The sequence below is a fragment of the Flavobacterium sp. MEB061 genome (assembly GCF_000834715.1).
In the GTDB taxonomy this organism is placed as follows: domain Bacteria; phylum Bacteroidota; class Bacteroidia; order Flavobacteriales; family Flavobacteriaceae; genus Flavobacterium; species Flavobacterium pectinovorum.
This window is the reverse complement of sequence record NZ_JXQR01000045.1, coordinates 1-25,969: the sequence shown is the minus strand read 5'-3', so window position 1 is coordinate 25,969 and position 25,969 is coordinate 1. Positions and strand designations below refer to the sequence as shown.

Annotated in this window: 23 protein-coding genes and 1 tRNA gene; 9 read left to right on the top strand and 15 right to left on the bottom strand. The window is 32.1% G+C overall.

Annotation, left to right across the window (positions count from 1 at the left end; translation table 11 throughout):
* Positions 1-129 precede the first annotated feature (129 nt).
* Complete coding sequence (rpe, locus tag RT99_RS17780) at positions 130-792, top strand: ribulose-phosphate 3-epimerase (RefSeq protein ID WP_042566090.1); 663 nt, start codon at positions 130-132, stop codon at positions 790-792.
* On the opposite strand, the gene RT99_RS17775 is transcribed toward rpe, so the two are convergent.
* Together RT99_RS17775 and RT99_RS17770 are read right to left on the bottom strand one after the other, a co-directional pair.
* Positions 769-1,566 (bottom strand): DNA/RNA non-specific endonuclease, encoded by a 798-nt coding sequence (locus RT99_RS17775; protein WP_042566089.1) that lies wholly within the window; start codon positions 1,564-1,566, stop codon positions 769-771. The genes rpe and RT99_RS17775 overlap by 24 nt on opposite strands.
* An 86-nt stretch (positions 1,567-1,652) precedes the next feature.
* Positions 1,653-3,836 (bottom strand): carboxy terminal-processing peptidase, encoded by a 2,184-nt coding sequence (locus RT99_RS17770; protein ID WP_042566088.1) that lies wholly within the window; start codon positions 3,834-3,836, stop codon positions 1,653-1,655.
* A gap of 203 nt (positions 3,837-4,039) precedes the next feature.
* Between RT99_RS17770 and surE the strand changes: the two genes are divergently transcribed.
* The 5 genes from surE (at position 4,040) to RT99_RS17745 (ending at position 8,852) form a co-directional block, all read left to right on the top strand.
* Complete coding sequence (gene surE, locus RT99_RS17765) at positions 4,040-4,819, top strand: 5'/3'-nucleotidase SurE (protein ID WP_042566087.1); 780 nt, start codon at positions 4,040-4,042, stop codon at positions 4,817-4,819.
* Positions 4,812-5,084, top strand: a complete 273-nt coding sequence (locus RT99_RS17760; RefSeq protein WP_042566086.1) for a hypothetical protein — start codon at positions 4,812-4,814, stop codon at positions 5,082-5,084. The genes surE and RT99_RS17760 overlap by 8 nt, the downstream gene beginning before the upstream one ends.
* Before the next feature lie 66 nt (positions 5,085-5,150).
* Positions 5,151-6,266, top strand: coding sequence for a lipid-A-disaccharide synthase (gene lpxB / locus RT99_RS17755; protein ID WP_042566085.1), 1,116 nt, complete (start codon positions 5,151-5,153; stop codon positions 6,264-6,266).
* 10 nt (positions 6,267-6,276) lie between these two features.
* A complete protein-coding gene (locus RT99_RS17750; protein WP_042566084.1) occupies positions 6,277-6,762 on the top strand; it encodes a C40 family peptidase in 486 nt (161 codons plus the stop codon).
* 53 nt (positions 6,763-6,815) lie between these two features.
* Complete coding sequence (locus tag RT99_RS17745) at positions 6,816-8,852, top strand: ComEC/Rec2 family competence protein (protein WP_042566083.1); 2,037 nt, start codon at positions 6,816-6,818, stop codon at positions 8,850-8,852.
* 8 nt (positions 8,853-8,860) lie between these two features.
* Here RT99_RS17745 and RT99_RS17740 read toward each other — a convergent pair whose 3' ends face one another.
* From RT99_RS17740 to RT99_RS17715, 6 genes are all read right to left on the bottom strand, one after another.
* Complete coding sequence (locus RT99_RS17740; protein WP_042566290.1) at positions 8,861-9,313, bottom strand: hypothetical protein; 453 nt, start codon at positions 9,311-9,313, stop codon at positions 8,861-8,863.
* Positions 9,314-9,583: 270 nt separating this feature from the next.
* Positions 9,584-10,042: a hypothetical protein gene (locus tag RT99_RS17735; RefSeq protein WP_042566082.1), complete on the bottom strand. Its 459-nt coding sequence runs from the start codon at positions 10,040-10,042 to the stop codon at positions 9,584-9,586.
* A 221-nt stretch (positions 10,043-10,263) separates the two neighbouring features.
* The gene (locus RT99_RS17730) at positions 10,264-10,731 is read right to left on the bottom strand and encodes a thioredoxin family protein (RefSeq protein ID WP_042566081.1); all 468 of its coding nucleotides are present in this window, start codon (positions 10,729-10,731) and stop codon (positions 10,264-10,266) included.
* A gap of 56 nt (positions 10,732-10,787) precedes the next feature.
* The gene (locus tag RT99_RS17725) at positions 10,788-12,275 is read right to left on the bottom strand and encodes a peptide MFS transporter (protein WP_042566289.1); all 1,488 of its coding nucleotides are present in this window, start codon (positions 12,273-12,275) and stop codon (positions 10,788-10,790) included.
* Between the two features lies 1 nt (position 12,276).
* On the bottom strand, positions 12,277-13,953 hold the full coding sequence (locus RT99_RS17720; protein WP_042566080.1) for a peptide MFS transporter: 1,677 nt from the start codon (positions 13,951-13,953) through the stop codon (positions 12,277-12,279).
* A 36-nt stretch (positions 13,954-13,989) separates the two neighbouring features.
* On the bottom strand, positions 13,990-16,161 hold the full coding sequence (locus tag RT99_RS17715) for a S9 family peptidase (protein ID WP_042566288.1): 2,172 nt from the start codon (positions 16,159-16,161) through the stop codon (positions 13,990-13,992).
* A gap of 181 nt (positions 16,162-16,342) precedes the next feature.
* On the opposite strand from RT99_RS17715, the gene RT99_RS17710 reads away from it, so the two are divergent.
* Both RT99_RS17710 and RT99_RS17705 read left to right on the top strand, forming a co-directional pair.
* Positions 16,343-17,656 (top strand): hydroxymethylglutaryl-CoA reductase, degradative, encoded by a 1,314-nt coding sequence (locus RT99_RS17710; protein ID WP_042566079.1) that lies wholly within the window; start codon positions 16,343-16,345, stop codon positions 17,654-17,656.
* A gap of 128 nt (positions 17,657-17,784) precedes the next feature.
* Positions 17,785-18,699: a GYDIA family GHMP kinase gene (locus tag RT99_RS17705; protein ID WP_042566078.1), complete on the top strand. Its 915-nt coding sequence runs from the start codon at positions 17,785-17,787 to the stop codon at positions 18,697-18,699.
* A gap of 19 nt (positions 18,700-18,718) precedes the next feature.
* Here the strand turns inward: RT99_RS17705 and RT99_RS17700 are convergent, their stop codons facing one another.
* The 7 genes from RT99_RS17700 to RT99_RS17670 form a co-directional block, all read right to left on the bottom strand.
* Complete coding sequence (locus RT99_RS17700; RefSeq protein ID WP_042566077.1) at positions 18,719-19,156, bottom strand: hypothetical protein; 438 nt, start codon at positions 19,154-19,156, stop codon at positions 18,719-18,721.
* A 409-nt stretch (positions 19,157-19,565) separates the two neighbouring features.
* Entirely contained in the window at positions 19,566-21,665 is a 2,100-nt protein-coding gene (locus RT99_RS17695; RefSeq protein WP_042566076.1) for a peptidylprolyl isomerase, read from the bottom strand.
* Positions 21,666-21,773: 108 nt separating this feature from the next.
* Positions 21,774-23,033, bottom strand: a complete 1,260-nt coding sequence (locus RT99_RS17690; protein ID WP_042566075.1) for a hemolysin family protein — start codon at positions 23,031-23,033, stop codon at positions 21,774-21,776.
* Positions 23,034-23,036: 3 nt separating this feature from the next.
* Complete coding sequence (locus RT99_RS17685; protein WP_042566074.1) at positions 23,037-23,231, bottom strand: hypothetical protein; 195 nt, start codon at positions 23,229-23,231, stop codon at positions 23,037-23,039.
* A 10-nt stretch (positions 23,232-23,241) separates the two neighbouring features.
* Positions 23,242-23,793: an LPS export ABC transporter periplasmic protein LptC gene (gene lptC, locus RT99_RS17680; protein ID WP_042566073.1), complete on the bottom strand. Its 552-nt coding sequence runs from the start codon at positions 23,791-23,793 to the stop codon at positions 23,242-23,244.
* Positions 23,794-23,845: 52 nt separating this feature from the next.
* Positions 23,846-25,072 (bottom strand): membrane protein, encoded by a 1,227-nt coding sequence (locus RT99_RS17675; RefSeq protein ID WP_042566072.1) that lies wholly within the window; start codon positions 25,070-25,072, stop codon positions 23,846-23,848.
* Positions 25,065-25,799 (bottom strand): type III pantothenate kinase, encoded by a 735-nt coding sequence (locus RT99_RS17670; protein ID WP_042566071.1) that lies wholly within the window; start codon positions 25,797-25,799, stop codon positions 25,065-25,067. The genes RT99_RS17675 and RT99_RS17670 overlap by 8 nt, the downstream gene beginning before the upstream one ends.
* A 112-nt stretch (positions 25,800-25,911) precedes the next feature.
* Between RT99_RS17670 and RT99_RS17665 the strand changes: the two genes are divergently transcribed.
* A tRNA-Phe gene (locus tag RT99_RS17665) sits at positions 25,912-25,969 on the top strand.

Below are 25,969 nucleotides of genomic sequence, written 5' to 3'. Positions count from 1 at the left end.
TATAAAACTAAAAAAGGATTATCAACTGCTACTTTATTTTCTTAATCTCTTAATGGTTAGAAAAATAAAATTTTATTTTAAACAAACTAAAATCTACCTTTGCAAAAAAATAACACACACAACTACACAATGAAGAATACACTTATTGCTCCTTCTGTTCTTGCAGCTGATTTTGCCAATTTACAACGTGATATCGAGATGATCAATAACAGCGAGTCTGATTGGTTTCATATTGATATTATGGATGGAGTTTTTGTTCCAAATATTTCTTTTGGAATGCCAGTTTTGGAAGCAATTTCTAAACATGCGAAAAAAACAATCGACGTACATTTGATGATTATTGATCCTGACAGATACATCAAAACTTTTGCTGATTTAGGTGCCAATATTTTAAGCGTACATTACGAAGCCTGTACACATTTACACAGAACACTTCAGGCCATCAAAGCCGAAGGAATGAAAGCAGGAGTTGCTATTAATCCTCATACTAATATTGATTTATTAGAAGATGTTATTAATGACATTGATTTAGTTTGTATTATGAGCGTGAATCCTGGTTTTGGAGGGCAATCTTTCATCGAAAACACTTATGCTAAAGTTAAAAAACTAAAAGATTTAATTACAAGAAAAGGTGCTTCGACAATTATCGAAATTGACGGTGGTGTAACCAACAAAAATGCAAAACAATTAGTAGAGGCCGGAGCTGATGTTTTAGTTGCAGGAAGCTTTGTTTTTAAAGCTGAAAACCCAACGCAAACTATTGCTGACTTAAAAGTCCTTACTACTTTTTAAATTTTTCAAATTCGGAAAGAAATCAATACCAGTCATTTTTTCTAAAGTTTCAATAGAAACTACAAAATCATAAAGTGACTTATCGCTATCTTCATTTGGAACTAAAAAAGCAATTGCTTTATGTTCTTTCCCTGATTTAGCTAAAATTATTTTATAAAAATATTTAGGAACAGATACTTTTTCTGTTCCTATTTTTTTATCCGAATCTTTCAGGATTCCTCCTGTAACCACATAAACATCATTATACTTACCTGCCCAATAACGCGTTTTCTGCTCTAATCTATTCCAGATTCCGCTATTAAAATCATGCTTTTGAGGCGAAATGTTTGAAGTATAAAAAGTATCATTATATGCATCTTTATTAAACTCCATATCTCCAGCCGGACATAGATGCCCTTTGTCATATCCTGATTTTTTATAATTTCTCCAATCAGCAGAACCCGTTGTTACATTTGGATCTTCAACAAAATAAGGTCTTTTAAAATCATTATTTTTTAAATATTCTTTCTTTAATTCATAAGCAACCCATTCTGCCTGCTCAAATTTTTCATTATATGATAGTGTGTAATACTTATGCTTTACAATTTGGTTTGTCGTAGATGTTGGCAAATAAGAAACATTATATAACGAATCTGTACTGCTTTGACTTGAAACAAAATATGGTGAATTATCTTTTTCAGATTCTTCAATTATAATTTCATTTTTCTCTTTCACATCACTTTTACAAGAAAACAATGCCAAGCCAATCAAACTAAACACAAGACTTTTTATCATACTAATTTTAATTAAAGTTCATAAAAAAACGCTCCGTAAATATAAACTTTCGGAGCGTTTTCATAACAAATTAATTTTCTAAGAAATTAAGATTTTACTAATTTATCTTTTTTCATTTTAGATGAAGTACCTTTTACAACATTACCTTTACTTTGCAAATCATCCAAAACATTTAATGCTTCTTCTACATAAACATCTTTTGATAATGCCTGGTGCCAGGCTTCTCTCTTTTCTTTTAAAGTTGCATCGTTTTTAATTTCAAGCTCTTCATAAGGCAATGATTTAAAAACCAAATTGTTTTTGTATTCTGAAATTGGTTTATATTTTTTACCCTCGTTTTCAACTTGTTCTTGCGTAGCTTTAAAACTGTTGATATTTAAACTATAAGTGTTCTCTTTGTTTTTAACATCAATCCATTTTGCATTATCTTCAATTAATTTAAATTGAGGACTTTGAGCAATTCTAGTTGTACTATTCGCAATTGCCTGATTAAATTTTTGGTTTTCTGTCCATGTATTATAATCAGCCTGATCAATTTTATCCCAAGGCATTGCATTATCAATATCGCGTTCTCCCATTTTTAAATAGGCATAACGATCTGGCATAACAACATCACTATGAACACCTTCTAATTGGGTTGAACCTCCATTAATTCTGTAGAATTTTTGTCCTGTAATTTTCAGTGCACCCAAATCTCCATAACTTGCATTACGAACAAATTGATTTAAATCAAGAACGTTTTGTACCGTACCTTTTCCGTAAGTTTGTTTACTTCCAATGATAATACCACGCTTGTAATCCTGAATTGCAGCAGCCAAAATTTCTGAAGCCGAAGCTGAGAAACTGTTAACCATAATTACTAACGGTCCGTCCCACTCTATCTTTTTATCCTTATCGTATAAAACTTCTTTCTTTTTTCCAGCAGATTTTACCTGAACAATTGGTCCTTCTTCAATAAATAAACCTGCAATATCTACAACTGTAGACAAAGATCCACCACCATCATCACGAACATCAAGTACGATTCCGTTAATATCTTCTTTCTTTAATCTCTCTACTTCAAGAGCGATATCTTTTCCTGCGTCGCGGCCATCTTTATTTTCAAAATCGATATAAAATTTAGGTAAATAAATTACCCCGTATTTCAATCCATTCTTTTCTACAATACTTGATTTTGCGTATGTTTCTTCGATTTCAACAACATCTCTTATAATAGAAATAACTTTGATGCTTCCGTCAACTTTTTTAACGGTAAGTTTTACTTCAGTTCCTTTGTGTCCTTTGATTTTTTTCACAACATCATCCAAACGCATTCCCACAACATCTACAGGCTCTTCGTTTCCTTGTGCTACTTTCAAAATTAAATCTCCCGCTTCAAGTTGTTTTCCTTTCCATGCCGGACCTCCTGAAATTAATTCATCGATTTGAGTAAAATCATTTTTCTTGGTTAATCTTGCACCAATTCCTTCTAATTTTCCACTGATATTCACATCAAAACGATCTTTTTCTTCTGGTGCAAAATAACTTGTATGAGGGTCAAAACGAGTCATAATAGAATTTACGTACACAGAAAACCAATCTTCCTTATTTAAATCTTTAATAAGACTAAAGTTATCGTCTAATGATTTTAGTGAACTTTCACGCGTTTCTTTTTCTAAAGTTTCAAACGTTTTTACTTTATAAGCAGGATCTGTTTTTTTCTTATCTTCTTCCAACTTTTGTTTTGTAACAAGTGATGAAAGTGTAGATAATTTAATTTGCTTTCTCCATCTTTCATTAATTTCTGTTAGATTTTTGGCATAAGGTAGCGTCTCATAATCTGCATTAAAAGTCTCATCAACATTATAATTAAAAGGTTGAGCTAAAATAGTTTTATAGCGTTTTTTGCTTTCTTCCATACGTTTCATCAATCTTGTATAAGTAAGATTGAAAAAGGTAAGATCCTTGTTTAAAAACTGATCATCAAGCATCAATTCATATTGCTTGAATTCATCAATATCAGACTGCAAAAAGAATCTTTTTGAGGGGTCAAGCGCATCAATATAATCCTTAAAAATTCCTTTAGAAAATTCATCATTTATTTCAGCAGGACTGTAATGTCCTTTTTCAATAACAAAAGCAAGTAGTTCTAAAAGCGTTTTATCTCTGTTTGGATCCGGATCAACTTGCTTATCTGCATTAATTTTAAAAGCAAATAAGGTTAAAGACAAGCATAATACGGCTATAAGTATTTTATAATTTCTTTTCATAAACTTAATAATAGCATTCATCAAATTTTTTAATCTAAGTTACGGTAAAAACTGTGCCAACAAAGCCAAGCTCACTATAATTTTTTGTTAAAGATATAAAAATGTTTGAAGTACCAAAGCCATCTTTACTTTAGTTGACAAATTTTATTTTAATTGTTACTATTCTACTACATTTGTTATATAATACAGCTTCTTTGAGCGTATAACAACACTTATTTTAAATTATGAAACAAGAAAAGCCTCTTATATTAGTTACCAATGATGACGGAATTCTGGCTCCCGGAATCAGAGCGTTGATAAGTGTTATGGAAACTATTGGCGAGGTAATAGTTGTAGCGCCAGACAAGCCACAAAGCGCCATGGGACATGCCATTACTATCAATAATACTCTTTATCTTGATAAAATTTCGAAAGAAGGCGACGAAATTGCTGAATATAGCTGCTCCGGAACTCCCGTTGATTGCGTCAAACTGGCAGTAAATGAAATCATGAAAAGAAAACCTGATTTGTGTGTTTCAGGAATTAACCACGGATCAAATTCTTCTATAAATGTTATTTATTCCGGAACTATGAGTGCCGCGGTTGAAGCAGGAATTGAGGGAATCCCGGCAATTGGTTTCTCTTTATTAGATTTTGACTGGAATGCCGATTTTGAACCCACAAAATCTTTTATCAAAAGAATTACTTTGGAAACAATTGCAAACGGACTACCTAAAGGTGTGGTTTTAAATGTCAATTTTCCGAAATTAAAAGAAAATGAAATTAAGGGAGTAAAAATTTGTCGTCAGGCGAAAGCTTACTATGCCCAGAAATTCGACAAACGTCAAACCCCTTTTGGCAAAGATTATTATTGGCTAACAGGCAAGTTTACAAACGAAGATCAAGGAGAAGATACTGATGAATGGGCTCTGGAAAATGGTTATATTTCAGTAGTTCCCGTTCAATTTGATTTAACGGCACATCACACTATGCAACAACTTAATACATGGAATTTAAATGAATAAAAAGGATATTATTATTGGTTTCTTAATTGGAATTTTTGTTGCCTTACTGGGAAGTTTTTTGTTTATAAAAATCTTTACTGATTTTGAAATTTCAACCGGAATTAAGACAATAAAACAATATGGCTATTTGGGAAAAGTGATTGCTTTAGGAGCCACTTTAAATTTAGTGGTTTTTACAATTCTTTTAAAAATCAATAAAGAATTTATGGCAAGAGGAGTCATTTTTGCTGTAATTGTTTTGGCGATTTCTACTTTGTTTATTTAAATTCTATCTTTGCATTGCAAAATTTTGTTGTGTTTTTAAAATAAAACACATCTCAAAAATACTTTTATGAAATACTACATAATAGCTGGCGAAGCCTCTGGAGATTTACACGGTTCAAATTTAATGAAGGCATTATATGAGGAAGATCCTCAGGCTGAAATTAGATTCTGGGGAGGTGATTTAATGCAAAAAGCCGGAGGAACTCTGGTAAAACATTATCGTGAACTAGCCTTTATGGGGTTTGTTGAAGTTATTTTTAACTTAAAAACCATTTTTAGCAATATTGCTTTTTGCAAAAAAGATATTACATATTTTCAGCCAGATGTCATTATTTTTATAGATTATCCTGGTTTTAATATGCGTATTGCAAAATGGGCAAAAGCATTAAATTACAAAACGCACTACTATATTTCTCCTCAAATTTGGGCCTGGAAAGAAAACAGAATCAAAGCCATCAAACAGGATGTCGACAAGATGTTTGTGATTTTACCTTTCGAAAAAAGTTTTTATGAAGACAAACATCATTTCCCGGTAGATTTTGTTGGTCATCCTTTAATTGATGCTATTCAAAATCAGCCGCCTTTTGATGAAGTTATTTTTAGAAAAGAAAATCAATTGAGTGAAAAGCCGATTATTGCTGTTTTGCCCGGAAGCCGCAAGCAGGAAATCACCAAAATGCTAAGTTTGATGTTAAGTGTTGTTGATGATTTTCAGGATTATCAATTTGTAATTGCCGGCGCACCAAGTCAGGATTATGAATTTTACCAGCAATTTATTACCAATAAAAACATAAAATTTATTTCTAATAAAACTTATGATTTGCTGCGTTCTTCAACAGCTGCATTGGTAACATCCGGAACAGCAACTTTAGAAACTGCACTTTTTAAAGTACCCGAAGTAGTTTGTTATAAAGGAAGCTGGGCTTCTTACCAAATTGCAAAACGCATTATTACCTTAAAATACATTTCGCTTGTTAATTTAATTATGGATCAGGAAGTTGTAACAGAATTGATTCAGAACGAATGCAATCCAAAACGTATTAAAGAAGAGTTACAAAAATTACTGGACCCAGATTACCGTGAAAATCTGTTGAAAAATTATGACATTCTGGAGCAAAAACTAGGCGGAATTGGCGCAAGTAAAAAAACTGCAAAACTTATTGTTGCCGATTTAAAATCTTAACCTTTTTATTTTGAAAAAAATACTCGTTTTATCTTTGTTGTCTTTGATGTTTATTTCGTGTAAATCGACATCACCTACAGTAAACAAAACTGAATCAAAACGAGAAAATAAATATATTGTAAATAATTTAATCGAAACTGCAACAGACAATATTGGCGTACGCTATAAAGCCGGAGGAACAACCAAAAATGGTTTTGATTGCTCTGGCTTGGTTTTCACCACTTTTGATTCTCAGAATATTAAACTGCCAAGAAGCTCGTATGAACAATCTAAAATTGGAAAAATAATTAGATTAGACGATGCAAAAAAAGGTGATTTAATATTTTTCAAAACCAATAAAAGCAACCAAATAAATCATGTTGGTTTAATTACCGAAGTCCATTCTGATGAAATAAAATTTGTGCATTCTTCAACCTCAAAAGGTGTAATAATTTCATCAACCAAAGAAGCTTATTATCAAAAATCTTTTACACAGATTAATCGAATTATTGATTAATAATATACATTAAAAATATTATTTTTCTTACAAATTTTTAATACTTTTAGATCATGAAAGTATTAGATTTTCCTTTGGTTAAAATTACCATCAGTTTTATTTTAGGAATTTTGGTTTGCTATTTTTGGCAGCCTTTAATTCTATTAGCCACAACTGCTCTTGGTCTCGGCATATTCTTAATTTCAATCTTATATTTTCTTTCAAAAAAGAGCAAAAAAGCAAATATTCTTTTTGGCATAAGCATTAATTACCTTTCATTTTGTGTCGGAATTACGACGCTCCTGATCAATACCGATTCTCTTCAGCAATCTAATTATACACATTACGAAAAAGCTTTTAAAAGTGAGCACTACATAACTCTGACACTTCGAGAAAAAATCAAAAGTAATGATTATAGTGATCGATATATTGCCATTGTAAACAGCATTAATCAAAAAAAATATTTGGGGAGAATTATCATAAACGTACAAAAGGACAGCTTGCCGAATCCTCTTATAATTGGAAACATAATAAAGGTAAAAACAATTTTACACCACAATAGTCCATCCAAAAATCCAAATCAGTTTGATTACAGTAAATACTTGGCCAACAAACAAATTTATGCACAAATCTATACATCAAAAACAGCGATTAACATTAACAGGAAAATCAAAAAAGATATTTGGTTTTATGCTTCACGATTAAACACAAAAATAATTCGCAATCTTGAAAAAGCAAATTTCAATAAAACCGAAATGGATGTTGCAATGGCATTAATTTTAGGACAACAACAAGAAATTTCATCCGAGATTATTAAGGATTATCAATATTCAGGAGCTACACACGTTTTATCAGTTTCCGGGCTGCATGTCGGATTTATAATGATATTTATTCTTTTTATTTTAAAACCAATTCCCAACACAAAAAAAGGTTCTTTTACAAAACTAGTTGTCATTATAATTTCACTCGCACTTTTTGGTATTGTATCAGGACTTTCACCTCCCGTTTTACGTTCAGTTGTTATGTTTTCTTTTATTGCCATTGGCAATCATTTACATAGAAGTACTAATACCTATCATACTTTACTTGTTTCCGTTTTATTGATTTTACTTTTTGAACCTTATTTCCTATTTGATGTTGGGTTCCAGTTAAGTTACATTGCATTATTTTCTATTGTATGGATTCAGCCTTTATTCAAAAATATATGGACTCCTAAAAATAAAATCGTCAATTATCTGTGGGAAGCCTTAACCGTTTCATTCGCAGCACAAATAGGTACTTTTCCTATTTGCTTGTATTATTTTCATCAGTTTCCGGGGCTTTTCTTTGTGACCAACATTCTCATTTTACCTGTTTTATCCTTTATAATGATTGCAGGAATTATTGTTATGGTGATTTCTGTATTTCAAAGTTGTCCATTATTTATTGTTCAAATTTTCGAAAAAAGCATCTATTTCTTAAATCTTATCATTCATTATGTAGCTTCTTTTGATTCTTTTGTAATTAGAAATATCTGTTTCAATTCTTATTATCTGCTTACATTTTCCTTAGTAACTATAACAGTGATAATATGGTTCAAAAAACCAAGTTTCGGTAAATTAATTGCGTTCCTTTTTACTTTTATTTTACTGCAAATTTCATTTGTTTACACTAAAAAAGAAACCGAAAACCAAAGAGAATTAATTGTTTTTAATACAGCAAAAAAAACAATTATTACAAAAAGAACCGGACAAAATGTTTCCATTTTTACAAATGACAGCCTTCTAAAAAAAGAAACAAAAAATAACATTACCGATGCTTATTTAGTTGGAAATTTTGCCACTTTAAAAGAAATAAAAACCGTTAGGAATCTTTTATTTTTTAATGGCAAAAAAATCCTTTTAATAGATAGTACCGGTATTTATGAAGATAAAATTCAACCGGATATTATTATTCTAACGCAATCGCCCAAAATAAATTTGGATCGTATTTTACAGAAATTAAAACCAAAAGGCGTAGTGGCAGATGCAACAAATTCAAATTCTATCCAAAAATACTGGAGAACAAGTTGTCTGATAAAAAATATCCCTTTTCACGCAACACGCGAAAAGGGATACTATACTTTGAATTAAAATTTTAGCTATTCCTCCGGATTCAAAATCAAATTAGATTCAGCAATCCATGCTTTTACACCTCCTGAATTGTAACCAATTTTTCCTAAGGAATTAAAGTTGGTTTTTCCTGTTCTCATCGCTGCGGTTGCAAAACAAGCTTGGGGCAACTCATCTATACCAAAGGCGTTTTTTAAGGAAACATTTTGCTCTCTTGCACTCTGAGATGCTGAAGTATCAGACAAATCAAGTTTTACTAAAACAACATTTTTATTCGACCAATTTAGAAAATCGGGCGTGTTAAAAATTTCAGTTTGAATTTTTTCCGGTGCATTTGAGGCGGTAAAAAAAATCAATAATGGTTTTCTTTGTTCATTACTTATTGCAATCGCATCTGTCAGATTTGTACTCCAGACAAGGCCTTGAGATCGCATAAAAAACGAACCTAAAAAAAACAGTAGGATAAGTAATTTTTGGGTCATAAAAAATAAGGTTTGGTTATAATAATTGAACCAATTTAACATAAATACGCTAAAAAACAATCCCGATAGAGTTAAAAAGTTAACGAAGTCTTAATAAAAAGGAAATCATCAATAAATTGATAAAAAAATAGCAATTTGAAAAAAAACCGAGCTTTAAATAGCAAATGTCGTTACACTAAATTGCCGGAACAGGCAAAAAAATATCCCTTTTCACCTGTCGTGAAAAGGGATTACTACAAATTAAATTTAGAAAGTAATTAAAAAGTTTTATTATTCGCTTTCGCTGGGATGCAAAATCGAATTTGACTCAGAAATCCAGGATTTTGCACCGCCGGGTTTGTAGGCAAGTTTTCCTAACGCACTAAAAGTCGTTTTGTTTTTTCTAACAGAAGCACTTGCAAAACAAACTTCGGGTAATTCAACAACACCAAAAGCATTTTTAAGTCTTACGTTTTGTTCTTTATCGCTATCAGAAGCATTAATATCGGATAAATCCAATTTAACAAGAATAACATTATCACGAGACCATACCGCAAAATCAGGCGTCTTGAAGATTTCATTTTGAAGATTATCCGGCACACCAGAGGCAGTAAACAAAATCAGCATTGGTTTATTTTGCTCATTGCTTATAGCGATAGCATCAGTCATGTTTGTTCTCCAGACTAAATTTTGAGAATGTAACATAAATGATCCAAAAAAAACGAGTAGGATAAGTAATTTTTTAGTCATAGTAATAGGTTTGGTTAGATTAGCATGACGAAATTAACATAATATTTTAATTTTACAAGTTTTATTAATACAAAAAATACACTATATGTTTTTTTAATACCAATAAAATAATAAAATAATAATTTTCAAAAACGCAAAACAAAACTTTTCCTACTAAACAAAAAAACTCCCTACATTACTGTAGGGAGTTTTTTAAAATTATTTTTTTGAAATAAATTCTATTATGATTTTTTCGGATGTACAATTCCTTCTGCAACTGCTAACCAGGCAGATGGTCCACCTGCAACATATCCGGTCTGTCCAAGTCCTTTAAAGTTTACTTTACCATCCTTAGCCTCTGCGCTTGTAAAATAAATAGTTGGAAACCCTTGTATACCAAAAGCTTGCTGCAACTCATTATTCTGATTTTTTATTTCAGGAGTTTGCGGAGTTCTTCGCGGGTAATCCAATTCTACTAAAACAACATTATCTTTTGCCCATTTCTGAAATTCAGTTGTTTTCAAAACCTCATTTTGCAAACGGATACACCATCCGCACCAATCGCTTCCTGTAAAAAACATTAGCATTGGTTTATTCTCCTTATTGCTTACAGTAATGGCTTCTTTTACATCTGTATACCATTTTAACTCTTGAGCTTGAGAAGTAAATGCTCCTAATACAAAAAAGGCAACTAAAAATATTTTTTTCATGGTCGGCGTTTTAATTTTTTACAAATTTAAACAAAAAAAGAATCGGTAAATGTCGTCTATTTTACTTCTTGCATTAATTTTTTGATTAAAGGCGTTGTTACAATTAAAACAACACCTGCAACAAGTGCATATATGGCCAATTGATAATACCCATCTGTATAAGCAATAAGTTTAGACATTAAAGTCGTTCCTGTATTAGCATTTGACATTTCTGAACCTAGTTTTCCGGCTGCAAATTGCCCGAATGCGCTTGATAAAAACCAAAGCCCCATCATCATACCAAACAATCTTTTTGGCGATAATTTGGTAATTACAGACATTCCGATTGGTCCGATACAAAGTTCTCCAAGTGTATAAACCAAATATCCTAACGCAAATAAGTCTAAAGAACTTAGGCCATTTGCATCAACAAAAAATCTGGCACTATAAAATATAAAGAAACCGACAGCTAATAGTATAAACGAAAATCCAAATTTAATAACTGTATTTGGCTCAATTTTTCTTTTGTATAAAAAGATCCACAATAATCCCACTAATGGGCTAAAGATAATAACGTATAATGAGTTGATACTGTTATTGACTACGTTTGGATCAATATTGAACCACAATAGTTTGCTTGATAAATTATCTTTAGCAAAAAGAGACAATGAACCTCCTGACTGCTCAGAAATAGCCATGAACATAAAATATCCGAAGATAAAAATGAAAGCGGCCAATAATTTGTATTGTTGTTTTCTGTCTTTTATTTGAAACAATTCATACAAGAAATACAATAGTGCGGCAATTCCAATCGTATACATAAAATATTCTGTAAAATCAGAATTGATAACCATTATGTAAACTAACGGAATCACTACAATAGAACCCACATAAACTGCGATTTCATAAAGATTACGTTTTTTTGCAGGTTGGTTTTCAAGAGGTGAATTTCCGATTGGCGCCAAATGCTTTTTCGTTAAAAGAAAAGTAATTACTCCAATAATCATTACAATTGCTGCAGATAAGAAACATAGACTCCACGAATAGTTTTTTCCTAAATAAATAGGAATTGCACCACCCAACATTCCACCAATGTTAATACCGGCATAGAACATTCCGTAACCTGCATCTCTTCGTCCGTCATTTTCATGATATAACTCACCAACCATTGAAGATACATTTGGCTTAAAAAAACCGGTACCAATAATAGACAAAGTAATTCCGTAGTAAAAGAAATCATGCGGAGAAGCCGCTATTAGCAAATTCCCCAAAATCATTACGATTCCACCAAAAAGCAATGATTTTTTAAAACCTAAAATTTTATCCGCAAAAATTCCTCCAATAAAAGTAAAAGCATAAACAAAAGCCTGAATAGCTCCGTATTGAAGATTTGCTTTTCCTTCAAGCAAACCTAACTGGTCTACCATAAAAAAAGCTAAAACCCCTCTCATTCCATAGAAGCAAAAACGCTCCCACATTTCAACCAAAAACAAATACCATAATTGCTTTGGGTATTTTCCTTTAAAATCCTGTATCTGTTCTAATGTAATTGTATTGTTTTCCATCTTATCTAACTCCATGCATCATTTTTTTCAAGAAAGGAGTTAAAGCAAACAAAATTATTGCTGCAAGTCCTGTAAGAACAACAAATACCATGAAAAACTCGTATAAATTATGAATTTCAAATCCGGCAAAAAAGTGATTATGAGCACTAATTTGGTGTTTATCCAACAAGGCTAATTGTTCTGCAGTTGGTGTAATTTTATTATCTAAAACCGCCTGAAGATCAATTCCTAATTCTTTTGCTTTTGCAAATTTATCTCCGGTTGCAGGCAAGATAGAACCCAAAGTTCCTCCTAAAGCATAACCAGAGGCATTCGATAAAAAGAATACTCCGTATAATAATGACGCAAAACGTTTTGGAGATAATTTACCTACCAATGATAAACCAATTGGCGATAAACACAACTCAGCACATGTATTTAAGAAATATAATAAGATAAGCCATTTTACCAATAATAGTCCTGAAGTTCCAATATATGAAACCTGAGTGGCAATCATAAAGAAACTAATACAGATTATCACTAGTCCGGCAGCTAACTTTACAGGAGAAATAGGTTCTTTTTGATTTGCTCTCAAAGTATCCCATAAAATACTGAAAGGAACAGCCATAACAACCACAAATAATCCGTTGAAAATCTGAACCATTGATGGAGGCATTAGATAGCCAAAGAAATGTCTGTCAGTTTGATTATCTGCAATAAAAGTTAAAGATGAACCAGCTTGTTCAAAAGCGGCCCAGAAGAAAATAATAAAGAACGAGACAATGTAAATTACAATAATTCTGTCTCTTTCAATTTTTGTTAAAGACGTATCCGAAATAATTAATCCGGCCAAAGCCAAACCACTTGAATAAATCAAAGTATAAATTAAATTTTGACCTACAACATAATGAAAAAAGAAACCTAAAGCGATAAATGCAATTCCCGCAATAGCTAAAGCTTTATTAGAAAAATTTGCTTTTTGTGCTTCTCCTTCTTCAAAATCTTCTGCAACATTTTTAGATGGTAAACCTCCTAATGGTCTTCCTTCAGGAGAAACCACATATTTGTTTTTTAAGAAGTAAAAAAGAACAGTTCCGATAAGCATCGCGCCAGAAGCTGCCATGAAACCCCATCTAAAAGCGTGAATATCTCTAATTCCTCCAGAATCTTTAACATCTCCCAATAAAGGACAAATTGACTGCCCTAAGAAAGCACCGATATTAATACCCATGTAAAAAATAGTAAAGGCAGTATCCAGTTTTGTTTTTTCCTGTTTTGGATACAAACTTCCCACCATACTCGAAATATTTGGTTTGAAGAATCCGTTACCAAAAACAATAACACCTAAAGCAGAATACATAATGATTTTAGCTAAAGGCAGGTTCGCCTCAAAAATACTTCCGCTGGTAAATAATAACATCTGGCCAATTGCCATCAATAATCCACCTAAAAGAATACAATTTCTGTTACCTAAAAATCGATCGGCAACAAAACCTCCTAACATTGGCGTCAGGTAACAAAGTCCAAGAAAACCTCCATAAATCAGCGAGGCTTCTTCTTCTTTCATTAATAATGAGTTTACAAGAAATAAAGTCAATAAAGCCCGCATTCCATAAAAATTGAACCGCTCCCACATCTCCGTCCCGAACAAAACCCACAGTCCCTTTGGATGCGCCGTTTTCACTTGAGTTTCTTCCATATTATTCACTATTTATTTAAGGTTGATAAAGTTGTACTATAAATTTTCTTTGATAAAATTAGTCATTTTGTTATAAAGCTGAATTCTCGTTTTACCGCCGTAAATACCGTGGTTTTTATCTGGATATATTTGAGAATCAAATTGTTTATTCGCCTGAATCAACGCTTCCATCATTTGCATAGAATTTTGCACATGCACGTTATCATCACCAGAACCGTGAATCAATAAAAATTTACCTTTTAATTTGTCAACGTGATTTATTGGCGAATTTTGATCATATCCACTTGCATTTTCCTGTGGAGTCTGCATGTATCTTTCTGTGTAAACACTGTCATAAAATCTCCAGTTTGTTACCGGAGCAACCGCGATTGCCATTTTAAACACGTCGTTTCCTTGAAAAATACAGTTTGAAGCCATAAAACCTCCATAACTCCATCCGAAGATTCCAATTCTTGAAGCATCAACATAAGGATAAGCTCCAATTACTTTTGCAGCATCAATTTGATCTTCTACTTCGTATTTTCCTAATTCTTTTTGAGTTACTTTTTTGAAATCAGCACCTTTAAAACCAGTTCCTCTACCATCAACACAAGCTACAATATAACCTTGTTGAGTAAGAGATAAAAACCAATAATCATCTGTATTGTTCCAGTCGTTATTTACTTGTTGAGATCCCGGACCAGAATATTGGTACATGAAAACAGGATATTTTTTTGAAGGATCAAAATCTTTTGGTTTTAAAATCCATGCATTAAGTTCGTTTCCTTTTGCTGTTTTTAAAACGAAGAATTCTTTAGCAGGAAGACTGTATCCTTTCAATTTATCAGCAAGAGCCTGATTATTTTCGATAACCTGAATTTCTTTTCCGGTTTTTGACTCATTCAAAGTATAAGTCGTTGGTACTAAATTGCTGGAGAAAGTTGTAATGAAGTATTGGAAATTTGGACTAAAAGTTGCTGCACTTGTTCCTACTTTTGAAGTTAAACGTAATTTGTTTTTTCCGTCTAAACCAATTCTGTAAATATCCCTGTTGATTGAACCATTTTCTGTAGATTGATAGAAAATAGTTTTATTTTTTTCGTCGAAACCGTAGTAAGACACTACTTCCCAGTTTCCTTTTGTAACCTGATTTTTAAGTTTTCCGGTTTTGTCGTAAACATAAATATGATTAAAACCGTCTTTTTCGCTTGTCCAGATAAAGCTGTTGTCTTTTAAGAAAGTTAAATTATCTGTCACATCAACATAAGCTTTGTCTTTTTCGTTTAAAACCACTTTTGCAGCAGCTGTAGTTCCGTCTACAAACAATAAATCAAGATTATCCTGATGACGGTTTAAAACCTGAGCAGACAATGTATTGTTATCATTTGTCCATTTTAGTCGTGCAATATAAAAATCATTATAATTTCCTAAATCAACTTTTTTAGTTGCATTTGCAGCCGCATCATATATATGTAATGAAACTACAGAATTTTTTTCTCCGGCTTTAGGATATTTAAATGTTTCAACTGTTGGGTACAAGTCTTTTTTGAAGATTGACATTGAAAATTCCGGAACGGCACTTTCGTCAAAACGAATATAAGCTAATTTTTTACTGTCTTTACTCCAGTCAAAAGCACGAACAAAAGCAAATTCCTCTTCATAAACCCAGTCCGTAATACCATTGATAACTGCATTTTTCTTTCCATCTGTAGTAACCGCTGTTGATTTTTTTGAAGCTACATCATAAACATAAAGATTGTTTTCTTTAGCATAAGCGATTTTAGTTCCGTCAGGAGAAAAAGTTGGTTCCTGAACCTGAAAACCAAAAAGCTTCGTTAATGATTTAGAAGCAATATCGTATAAAAAATAATCTGCCGTAAAAGAGTGACGGAAAATTTGATTCGTGTTACAAGCAATTAAAATCTTTTTTTCTGAAGCATCAAAAGTATAACTGTCAATTCCGTCTGTTAATGCTGCATGATTTTTGGTATCAATTAAATTAGATACTTTTTTCAACGTTGCAAAATCGTATAAATCTATTTGCATACTTCTGCTAGCCTGGTCAACATTCAATACAGTATATTGGTCTGTATTTTTCAAAGATTGCAATTCATCCATTCCTTTGGCACGAAATGCTCCACCATACATATTCTCAACAGTAATTTTTTGTTGCCCAAAAACGGTAGCAACTAAAAACAAAAGTATAACAGTAATTTTACTTGTATTCATTTGAATTAATTTAAATATAAAAAAGAGCCCAATTTTAGTGAAAAAAATAAACATAATACACATTTTAAGTGTTAAATGTTAAAAAAAATAACGATTGCGTATTTTTCAATTTTAAATAGATTATAAACAAAACTCTTAAATTGGTATCTTTGCCGCAACATTATTATTTAAAATACTGAAAATGAACAATGCTGTTGCCGGATTTTCGAAATTATCCAAAAAAGAAAAAATAAACTGGATCGCCAATGAATACTTTTCTACTCCCGAAGAAGCGCTTAATATAATAAGAAATTACTGGAATTCAGATGAAAAGCTTCAACAGCTACATGATGAATTCATAGAAAATACGATTACTAATTTTTATATTCCGCTTGGGGTTGCACCCAATTTTTTAATCAACGGAAAATACAAAACCATTCCAATGGCAATTGAAGAAAGTTCAGTTGTAGCTGCTGCTTCAAAATCAGCAAAATATTGGGCAACTCGCGGTGGTTTTAAAGCAACAGTTATTAATACCGAAAAGATTGGTCAGGTTCATTTTACTTTTAATGGAGATGCAGAAAAACTACAATCGTTCTTTGACCAAATAAAACCAAAATTTTTCTCCGAAACGCAAAGCATTACCAAAAACATGCAACAGCGTGGTGGGGGAATTTTAGATATTAAATTAAAAGACAAAAGAAGTTTACTCGAAAACTATTTTCAGCTTCATGCTACTTTTGAAACCAAAGATAGCATGGGAGCAAATTTTATAAACTCTTGTTTAGAACAATTTGCAACGACTTTAAAAGAGGAGTTCCAAAATTCTGATTTGTTTTCAGAAGATGAAACTATTAAGGTAATCATGAGCATTTTATCTAATTATGTTCCGAATTGTCTTGTTCGCGCCGAAGTTTCCTGCCCAATTGAAGATTTAACCGAAAAACACATTACAAATCCACAGGAATTTGCAGAACGCTTTGTTCAGGCAGTTCAAATTGCCGAAGTTGAGCCTTTTAGAGCCGTAACACACAACAAAGGGATCATGAATGGTGTTGATGCCGTAATTTTGGCAACAGGAAACGATTTTAGAGCCGTAGAAGCCGGTGTACATGCTTATGCATCACGTAATGGTCAATATGCAAGTTTATCTCATACTAAAATCGAAAACGGAATATTTACTTTTTGGTTAGAAATTCCACTTGCTTTAGGAACCGTTGGCGGATTAACTTCTTTACATCCTTTAGTAAAATTATGCCTTGAAATGCTCGAAAAACCTTCTGCAGAAGAATTAATGCAAATTGTTGCCGTTGCAGGTTTGGCGCAAAATTTTGCTGCCTTACGTTCTTTAACTACAACCGGAATTCAGGAAGGGCACATGAAAATGCATTTAAACAACATCATTAACCAATTTGAAGCCAACGAAGAAGAACGCCATTTAATTAAAGCTCATTTCAAAAAGAACACCGTTTCGCATAGCGCGGTAGTTGAATTTATTGAGAATATAAGAAAATAATTGATTAATAAATTTCAAAAATTATAGTTTCCAAATAAAAATCCCAAATTCCAACTCCCTACAATAATTGGAATTTAGTCCCGAGGCTTCGGGATAAAAGATTGGAATTTCCTTGAAAAAATTATAGAATGAAAACAACCTTTTACAGTAATGGAAAACTTTTAATTTCCGGAGAATATCTTGTTTTAGACGGCGCTAATGCTTTTGCTTTGCCTACAAAATTTGGTCAGGATTTGATTATCGAAGAAGGAACTGACCAGAAGATAGAATGGAAAAGTTATGACTATGACAATCACCTTTGGTTTGAGGATATTATTGAATTTTCTGAAATTATAAACAAAACCATTCCGGAATCAGAAACTGTAAAAACAACTTTAATCAATATTCTGCACGAAGCTTATGTGTTAAATCCTGATTTTATTAATAATTCTAACGGATTTAAGGCAAGTACGCATCTTACATTTCCCAGAAAATGGGGACTAGGAACATCTTCAACATTAATAAACAATATTGCGCAGTGGGCTAAAACAAACGCTTATACTTTACTTAACAACAGTTTCGGAGGCAGCGGATATGATATTGCCTGCGCACAAAATAATACTTCTATTTTATATCAGGTTGAAAATAATACTGTGAAACCAGTAGTTTTTAATCCGGCTTTTAAAGAAAACATTTACTTCGTTTATTTGAATAAAAAACAGAATAGCAAAGCGGCAATAAAAGCATACTATAATAACCGAAACGAACATTTAACAGACAATGTTGCTAAAAACAATAAAATCACCGATGCTATTTTAAATGCCAAGACTCTAAAAGAATTTGCGCTAGCAGTAGAAAAACATGAAATTCATTTAAGTAATATCCTGGAAACAAGAACAATCAAAGAAATAGCTTTTTCTGATTTTAATGGCGTAATAAAAAGTCTTGGGGCTTGGGGCGGCGATTTTGTAATGGTAATTTCTAAAGAAGATCCAAAAGCTTATTTTACTATGAAAGGATACGAAACTATTTTGACTTATGATGAAATGATTTTACAAGTGTAAATTATCTCTCTGCAATTTATTAATTTACTTTCTTGTTCCTAACTTGTTTAGAGGTTTCAAGTCGGCGTACTTTTTGGTTTTCTTGTTCGTTAGATTCTATAAGAGTATTATGCAGGCGTTCTGCCATTTTTTCTATACTATTTGTAATAGAATCATAAACTAGTTCCATTCTGCGATGTTTCTCTTCTTTTACCGCTTTTAAAACATCTTCTACAAAAAACTTATCGTATTTTTCAGCAACAGAATCACGAGTATTAGTAAGTCTGATAACATAATCGTTACTCAATATCGTAACCTTGAAATGTTGTTCTTCATTACTTAAATAATACTTTCCTCCCAATTCATCAACATTGATGTCAGTACTGCTTACCTTCAAAAGCTCGGTAATTATCCCAAAAATATGATTCTCAATTTTGGTGTATACTTTAGCTTTTCTTCTAAACAAAAACTTAAACATAACAAAAATTAAATGCCTGATTATTAAAGTACTTACTCATTCTTGTTTTGGAATTTTAGTTGGTATTTTGTGTTGAAAATTTCGACAAATAAACTGCAATATTTTGAATATCACAAATTTTTTAAATTATATTTCGATTATTCCTATAGAATTATCAAAAATAGACATGTAATTATTACAAAATTATTCTGAATTTGTCTAAATTAACGGAAACAAAAAAGCATTTAATTGCTAATTAAAGCAATTTATAAATTACAGTTCTTGTTCGGAATGATATACGAGAAATTGCTCGTTTTAGTTTTAAAAATTTGACTAAAAATTACTTTAAAAACCTTAAACGCATAAAAAAACCCGAAACATTCAAATGAACATTTCGGGTTTTATATTTTTTTTTATTTACTAGTATAGACTAGTAATTAAATTGCAATCTGTTATCTTCAATTTTAGCATTGTTTTTTAACGCTGGTAAAATTCTGCTTGCATCAGATGCAGTTTGAGTTTTTATTTTTGCAACATATTCTGCATGGTTAGCAATTGCAGGAGCTTTTACTGTACTAATGTTTTTTACAACATACACCCCAGTATTTCCTTCAATTGGAGCAGAAACTTTATTTGCTCCTAAAGCAAATGCAGTTCCAACAACTTTAGGCTCTTGCCCAACTCCACCAGGTAAAACAGGATTATCCAAAGTTACATCAGTAGCTTGTTGAACAGCAACTCCGGCACTTTTAGCAATAGCTTCAAGATTTGAACCTGTCATTTTAGCTTTAAGCATTTCTGCTTTTTTCTTGTTTTTCAAGATTGGCTCAACATAAGGTCTTGCAACAGTTACAGATACTAAACCTGATTTGTTTTCGCTTTTGTATTGTGCGATTACGTGACCAATATTAGCTAATTCAAAACGTTTTACATCACCGATTTTTGTTTCCTTGTCAAATGCCCATCTTACAATGTTACGTTGATTCCCTAAAGGACCAAACGCTTCATCCATAGCTTTTGCAGTTACAGGAGCAGCAGCTTTTAAACCTAAAGCTTTTGCTGTTGCGTTAAAATCTTTATCAGCAGCGTCCATTTCGAATTTAGTTGCTAATGTAAATACTTTATCAGAAGTAGCTTCAGAAGGCTCTATTTTTTGAGCAATTGTAGCTAAACGAATTCCGTCTTGTTTATCTGTAATTTTGATAATGTGAAATCCAAATTGAGTTTCAACTAAACCAACTTTTCCAATTCCATTATTGAATACAAAATCATTGAATGGTTTTACCATTTGGTTTGGACCAAAATATCCTAAATCACCACCTTGCTGTGCAGATGAATCATCAGAACTTGTAAAAGCCAACATCATGAAACTATCAGGATTTGCCTGAACCTGAGCCAGGATTCCTTCAGCTTTAGCTTTAGCTTCTTCTTTTGTTCTTTTTTCTTTTGCGTTAGGAGTTTGAGATCCTTCGTAACCAATTAAAATATGACTTGCTTTTGCATTAACACCAGATTTAAATCCTAAAGATTTAGATATAGCATAATATCTTCCGTAAACATAAGGTCCGTAGATCGCTCCGGCAGGCAAGCTGAATAATTTATCAGCATCAACTGCAGGTAAATTATTTTTAGCTACATATGTAGAATCGTAAGGAACATCAGAATTTGCATTTACAAATTCGGCAATGTTTGTTGCGTTTCTAAAACCTGGCAAAGTATCGTTTTTACCTGTTTTTGCGTTATATTCTACTCTTCCGTTTAATAAAGCAGTAATTTTAGCTTTAATTTCAGCCTCATCTTCTTTTGAAGCTTTGTCTTCAACTAAAACATATTGAATTTCACGAGTTTCATCCGCTTTGAATTTTTTCTCGTTTTTCTTCATATAATCAACAATTTCATCATCAGAAATTTTTACATCACTATCTTTAATTGAAGAATATAATCCGGCAGCATAAGCAAAGTTTACTTTATTAGCTTCCATTTCATATTTCAATTTCCCTTCACTAGCAGTTGTGTAAAGACCTGATTTTACTAATGTATTGTAGATTTGGAATTTTGCGTTTAATTCAGCATCTTTTTCTTTTGCAGAAATATATTGTGCTGCTTCAGGATTTGTTTTAAAGTACTCTTTAAATTTAGCTACGTCAAAAGCACCTGCTGCGTTTAAAAACATTGGATTTTTACCAATATTTGGGTCAGTTTTTAAAACTTCCAAAAGGTGTTTTTCTCCAACTCTCAATCCTAATTTGTCAAACTGAGATGACAATAAAGCGATTGAAACCTCTTGATCCCAAACTCTGTTTGCAGCTTCAGTGGAAGTAATTCCTTGCCCACTTTTTTCAACATTACTAACTTTAACTCTAAAGTCTTCAAATGAAATATCTTTTCCATCGATGCTTCCTACATCTTTTGAACTCTGACCGAAGCTTCCTCTTGTGAAAAGATCTTGTATTATAAATGCAAATAATGCAAGTGCAATAACTCCTATCAATAAAGCGGAACGCTGTCTAATTTTTGCTAAAACTGCCATTTTTATTATCGTTAATTTTATATTCAGTTTGCGAAAATACAATTATCTAGTTAATAACAATACAACTAGTGTTTTATTTTCGACATTTTTTTTTAATTAATGAAAAAATCACTCTTTTATCGTCATTTTTACCAATTCAATTTTCTTGTTTGACGCTTCTTCAACCACAAAATGGAAGTGATCAATCACGATTTTTTCTCCTTTTTGAGGTATTTCTTTTGTAGAATTCACGATAAAACCACCTAATGTTCCGTAAGAATCTTCTTCAGGAATGTCTAATTTATATGTTTCATTTAAATATTCAACATCTAAACGTGTCGAAAACAAATATTGACCGTCACCAAGCTCCTGCTCTATTAATTCTTCATCTAAATCGTGTTCATCTTCAATTTCACCAAAAAGCTCTTCTACAATATCTTCTATTGTTATAATTCCCGAAGTTCCACCATGTTCATCTAAAACAACGGCAACGTTTTTTCGTTTTTTGATTAACAAATTTAAAGCGTCTTTTATTGAAATTGTTTCAGGCACAAACTCAACCGTCATTAAAACCGATTTAATTGTTTTAGGCTTTTTAAACAAATCAAAAGAATGCACGTAGCCGACAATATCATCAAGTGAGTTTTGGCTTACTACAATTTTAGAATAACCTGTTTCAATAAATAATTCCTTAAGCTCTGAAACACCTGCAAATATATCAATATCAACAATTTCCGTACGAGGTGTCATGATATCGCGCGCTTTAACACCCGAAAATTCTAAAGCATTCTGAAAGATCTGAATTTCTGAATCGACTTCGTCATTTTCTTCTACAGAACTCATTTGTTCGGTGATATAATTTCCTAACTCTATTTTGCTAAAATACAATTGAACCTGATCGCCTTCTGTTTTAAAAAACTTTCTTAAAATAAAATCTGAAATCCAGATGAAAAAAGTCGAAATATAATAAAACAACCTGTAAAACAAATAAGCCGGAATAGCAAAAATCTTAATCAGGGAATTGGCATAAATCTGAAAAAAAACTTTGGGAAAAAACTCAGCCGTTATCAAAACTACAAAAGTAGAAATCACGGTCTGAACCAATAAACTGGTAATATTTGAAAACTGATATCCTAAATGAGCAATACATTTCAGGACTACATCTCCCATAAAAAAACCGTAAACTACAAGAGCTATATTGTTGCCAATAAGCATAGCAGCAATAAATTTTGACGGATTTTGGGTAAGTTTCGTTAAGATTTGAGAAAGAAAATTATCTTGCTTTTTTTCTATTTCAAGATAAATTTTATTGGAGGAAACAAAAGCTATTTCCATTCCTGAAAAAAAGGCTGATAGTATTAAACATAGTATTATAATACTAATTTCCATTTTTTATTGTTTTTTATAATGATCATCAAATCTTTTAGCATATTTTCTTCTGAAGAAAAACATAAAAACACTCACTGCGGCAATCAAAAAGCTCAACCAGGGATTTCCGGTAGGATCATTTAACTTTGTAATTCCGTCATAAATAAACGCAACTGCAATTATTAAGTAAAGGTATTGTGTGTATTTTAAAATGCCCATAATCTTTATTTTATTCTTCGGCTTCTAATTCGCCGGTTACTCTTTGTGAGTTTATTACTTTAAAATCTTTGCTGAAGTCAATTCCCTGCCCGTACGAAACTCCTTTTGCATCTGTTAATTTAAACTTTCTCTCGGTATAAAACCATTCGTTTTTCTGATCAAAATACAACTGTTCTGTTTCTAACATCTGACCTGTTTCTGAGGTAATTTTTACTTTTCCCTGCAAATCAATAATCCCAGTTTGTTTATATGAAACAGCATAATTGGATCTTATAAAAGTACGCTTTTGATTTTTATCATACAAAGTAACATCAATCCCTTCAGGAAATTCTGTAAATGGAAAATCAAGATTAGAATAATCGAGCATTTTTCGGCTTTTTAGAACTCCGGTTATGCGTCCTGAATCTGTATATTTTATATCGACAGTATCAGCATCACTTCCCGGAACAAACTCTGAAAAGTTAATTTTCTGAACTTCTTTAAAATTACTTTCGCATCCAAAAAACAGTGTCACAGCAAAAACTGTGACAGCGTTTATTATATATCTCTTTGGTAAATTCATTTGCCAAATGTAGTAAATTGTAGTGAGCTTAAAAAAAACCTAAACCTTATGCTTAATTGAATTTACTTTTCACGAACCATTTATCGTTAAAAGAGAAACTTAAGCTAAAATTTAAATAGTTTTCCTGAACTAAACCTGCAGATGTTGTCCCTTTTTTACCAAACTCGATTCCGAAATTTACATTTGAAAAAGTTCCGGTAATTGGAAAACCTGCACCTAAAGACATTCCAACATCATTAATTGATTCATTATTTACTATTAATCCTGTTTTTTCAAATTTAAGACCTGCTCTATAAGTGATTCTACTAAAATAACTTGAAAAAGAGCTGTAATTTGGTACATAATATCCTCCAACTGCATATTTAGAATACTTTTCGTAACGAACATTATCACTTGTGTTGTAATAATTGTTAAGTTTTCCGTCTCCCTGAAACGCTATTGTTGTACCTACCAACCATTTTCTAGCTTCTCCAACACCGGCACCAAATGTTATTTTGTTTGGCAATTTCAAAGTATTTTCAACAGGATCACCGGTTACATCATCTGGATCTCCGTCAACTTCAATAACTCTTGAACTATTTGAAGTTAATGTACTTGCAAAAGTGTAGTTTAAACTAGTATATAGGTTTAATTTTTTATCAATTTTAGTTTGATACATTGTACCAATATTAAAATTCACACCTGATAATTCAGAAGCATTAGTTTCTCTTGTAGCACTTTGAACTCCGGTAACGGCCTCTATAGTCGTTGTTGAAATTTTACCAAAGTTATATTGTATATCTGCTCCGATATTCCATTTTGGTGTAATTTTATAACCTAAACCAAGGAAAACTTTGTTTACGCCTCCTTTTCCTTCAAGCTGACTGTTTACTCCTCCTTGTGTCGGGTTTAGATCTGAAATTTTATAACCTACAGAAGACAAAGGCACTAAACCAAAACCCGCACCAAATTTACCCATCGGAATTCCTAATGCTAAATAATCAAAAGTTGATCTTTGTGCTTTTGAAGATTCTGTACTGCTTTTTATATTATTTGTTCCAAAAGTTCCTCCAACTGTAAAAGTCGTTTGTCCAAGACTGGCATAACTTGCCGGATTTTCAATATTCAAGTGAATACTATCCTGTTCTACTGCAACCCCGGCCATCGATCTGTTTTCAAGGGTTCCTTTAAATCTTGATTCTCCAATTCCGTAAAAAGAATATGGTGACGAAGTACCTTGCTGAGCAAACGAAACGAACGAGATAAGTAAACAAGCACTTATTATAATTTTTTTAATCATTGTCGATTTTATATTGAAATGTTTGGTTCAAACTTTCCAGAAGGAAATTTGAATTGGCAAATATGGTATTTTTTAATCGTTTAGCCAAAAATTCTGCATCGCCACCCGTTAAAATTATTATAAAATTTGAAAAGTTTGTGCGATATTCATCGATAAAACCGTCAATCTCATAGACGAAACCATTAACAACTCCGGAATGAATGGCTTGTTGGGTCGAGTTTCCTATATATGAATCAGGCAACTCTAAAGCCAGCAAAGGCAACTTGGCCGTGTAATTATGCAAAGCTTCATAACGTAATCGCAGACCCGGAGAAATAGCTCCACCCAAATAATTGTCGTTTTCGTCGACAAAATCGTAGGTAATGCAAGTTCCCGCATCAATGACTAACCTATTTTGTTTAGGGAATTGTAAAGTTGCTCCCGCAGCCAAAACCATTCTGTCGATTCCTAAAGTTTTTGGTGTCGCATATTTATTTATAAAGGGAAAAACATCCTCATGCGTTAAAAAATGAATATTGAGTTCTTTTTCGAAAGTCAAAAAAGATTGTTTTTCGATGTTTCCAACCGATGCAACAACCAAATCAGAACAATTTGGAAACTTTTTTAAAATTTCTTCAATTTTTTTTTCGAGCTCATTTTTCTCAAAAACAAAATTTTCAAGAACTTTACTTCCCTCAAAGACAGCCGCTTTAATTCGAGTATTTCCAACATCAACAGTTAAAACCATATTTTTTTATTTACCAATGCGAAGGTACGAATTGATTTTTTTAAAAAAATGTTTTGGATAAACGAAAAATGATTCTATCTTTGCACCCGCATTAACCGCACAACGGTACCTTAGCTCAGATGGTAGAGCAATGGACTGAAAATCCATGTGTCCCTGGTTCGATCCCTGGA

Excerpts from the sequence above, each read along its gene's own strand:
- RT99_RS17770 (WP_042566088.1), bottom strand. The coding sequence starts at position 3,836 with ATGAATGCTATTATTAAGTTTATGAAAAGAAATTATAAAATACTTATA.
- rpe (WP_042566090.1), top strand. The coding sequence starts at position 130 with ATGAAGAATACACTTATTGCTCCTTCTGTTCTTGCAGCTGATTTTGCC.
- surE (WP_042566087.1), top strand. The coding sequence starts at position 4,040 with ATGAAACAAGAAAAGCCTCTTATATTAGTTACCAATGATGACGGAATT.
- RT99_RS17740 (WP_042566290.1), bottom strand. The coding sequence starts at position 9,313 with ATGACCCAAAAATTACTTATCCTACTGTTTTTTTTAGGTTCGTTTTTT.
- RT99_RS17735 (WP_042566082.1), bottom strand. The coding sequence starts at position 10,042 with ATGACTAAAAAATTACTTATCCTACTCGTTTTTTTTGGATCATTTATG.
- lpxB (WP_042566085.1), top strand. The coding sequence starts at position 5,151 with ATGAAATACTACATAATAGCTGGCGAAGCCTCTGGAGATTTACACGGT.
- RT99_RS17730 (WP_042566081.1), bottom strand. The coding sequence starts at position 10,731 with ATGAAAAAAATATTTTTAGTTGCCTTTTTTGTATTAGGAGCATTTACT.
- RT99_RS17715 (WP_042566288.1), bottom strand. The coding sequence starts at position 16,161 with ATGAATACAAGTAAAATTACTGTTATACTTTTGTTTTTAGTTGCTACC.
- RT99_RS17745 (WP_042566083.1), top strand. The coding sequence starts at position 6,816 with ATGAAAGTATTAGATTTTCCTTTGGTTAAAATTACCATCAGTTTTATT.
- RT99_RS17720 (WP_042566080.1), bottom strand. The coding sequence starts at position 13,953 with ATGGAAGAAACTCAAGTGAAAACGGCGCATCCAAAGGGACTGTGGGTT.
- RT99_RS17710 (WP_042566079.1), top strand. The coding sequence starts at position 16,343 with ATGAACAATGCTGTTGCCGGATTTTCGAAATTATCCAAAAAAGAAAAA.
- RT99_RS17705 (WP_042566078.1), top strand. The coding sequence starts at position 17,785 with ATGAAAACAACCTTTTACAGTAATGGAAAACTTTTAATTTCCGGAGAA.
- RT99_RS17670 (WP_042566071.1), bottom strand. The coding sequence starts at position 25,799 with ATGGTTTTAACTGTTGATGTTGGAAATACTCGAATTAAAGCGGCTGTC.
- RT99_RS17700 (WP_042566077.1), bottom strand. The coding sequence starts at position 19,156 with ATGTTTAAGTTTTTGTTTAGAAGAAAAGCTAAAGTATACACCAAAATT.
- RT99_RS17725 (WP_042566289.1), bottom strand. The coding sequence starts at position 12,275 with ATGGAAAACAATACAATTACATTAGAACAGATACAGGATTTTAAAGGA.
- RT99_RS17760 (WP_042566086.1), top strand. The coding sequence starts at position 4,812 with ATGAATAAAAAGGATATTATTATTGGTTTCTTAATTGGAATTTTTGTT.
- RT99_RS17695 (WP_042566076.1), bottom strand. The coding sequence starts at position 21,665 with ATGGCAGTTTTAGCAAAAATTAGACAGCGTTCCGCTTTATTGATAGGA.
- RT99_RS17675 (WP_042566072.1), bottom strand. The coding sequence starts at position 25,072 with ATGATTAAAAAAATTATAATAAGTGCTTGTTTACTTATCTCGTTCGTT.
- lptC (WP_042566073.1), bottom strand. The coding sequence starts at position 23,793 with ATGAATTTACCAAAGAGATATATAATAAACGCTGTCACAGTTTTTGCT.
- RT99_RS17775 (WP_042566089.1), bottom strand. The coding sequence starts at position 1,566 with ATGATAAAAAGTCTTGTGTTTAGTTTGATTGGCTTGGCATTGTTTTCT.
- RT99_RS17690 (WP_042566075.1), bottom strand. The coding sequence starts at position 23,033 with ATGGAAATTAGTATTATAATACTATGTTTAATACTATCAGCCTTTTTT.
- RT99_RS17685 (WP_042566074.1), bottom strand. The coding sequence starts at position 23,231 with ATGGGCATTTTAAAATACACACAATACCTTTACTTAATAATTGCAGTT.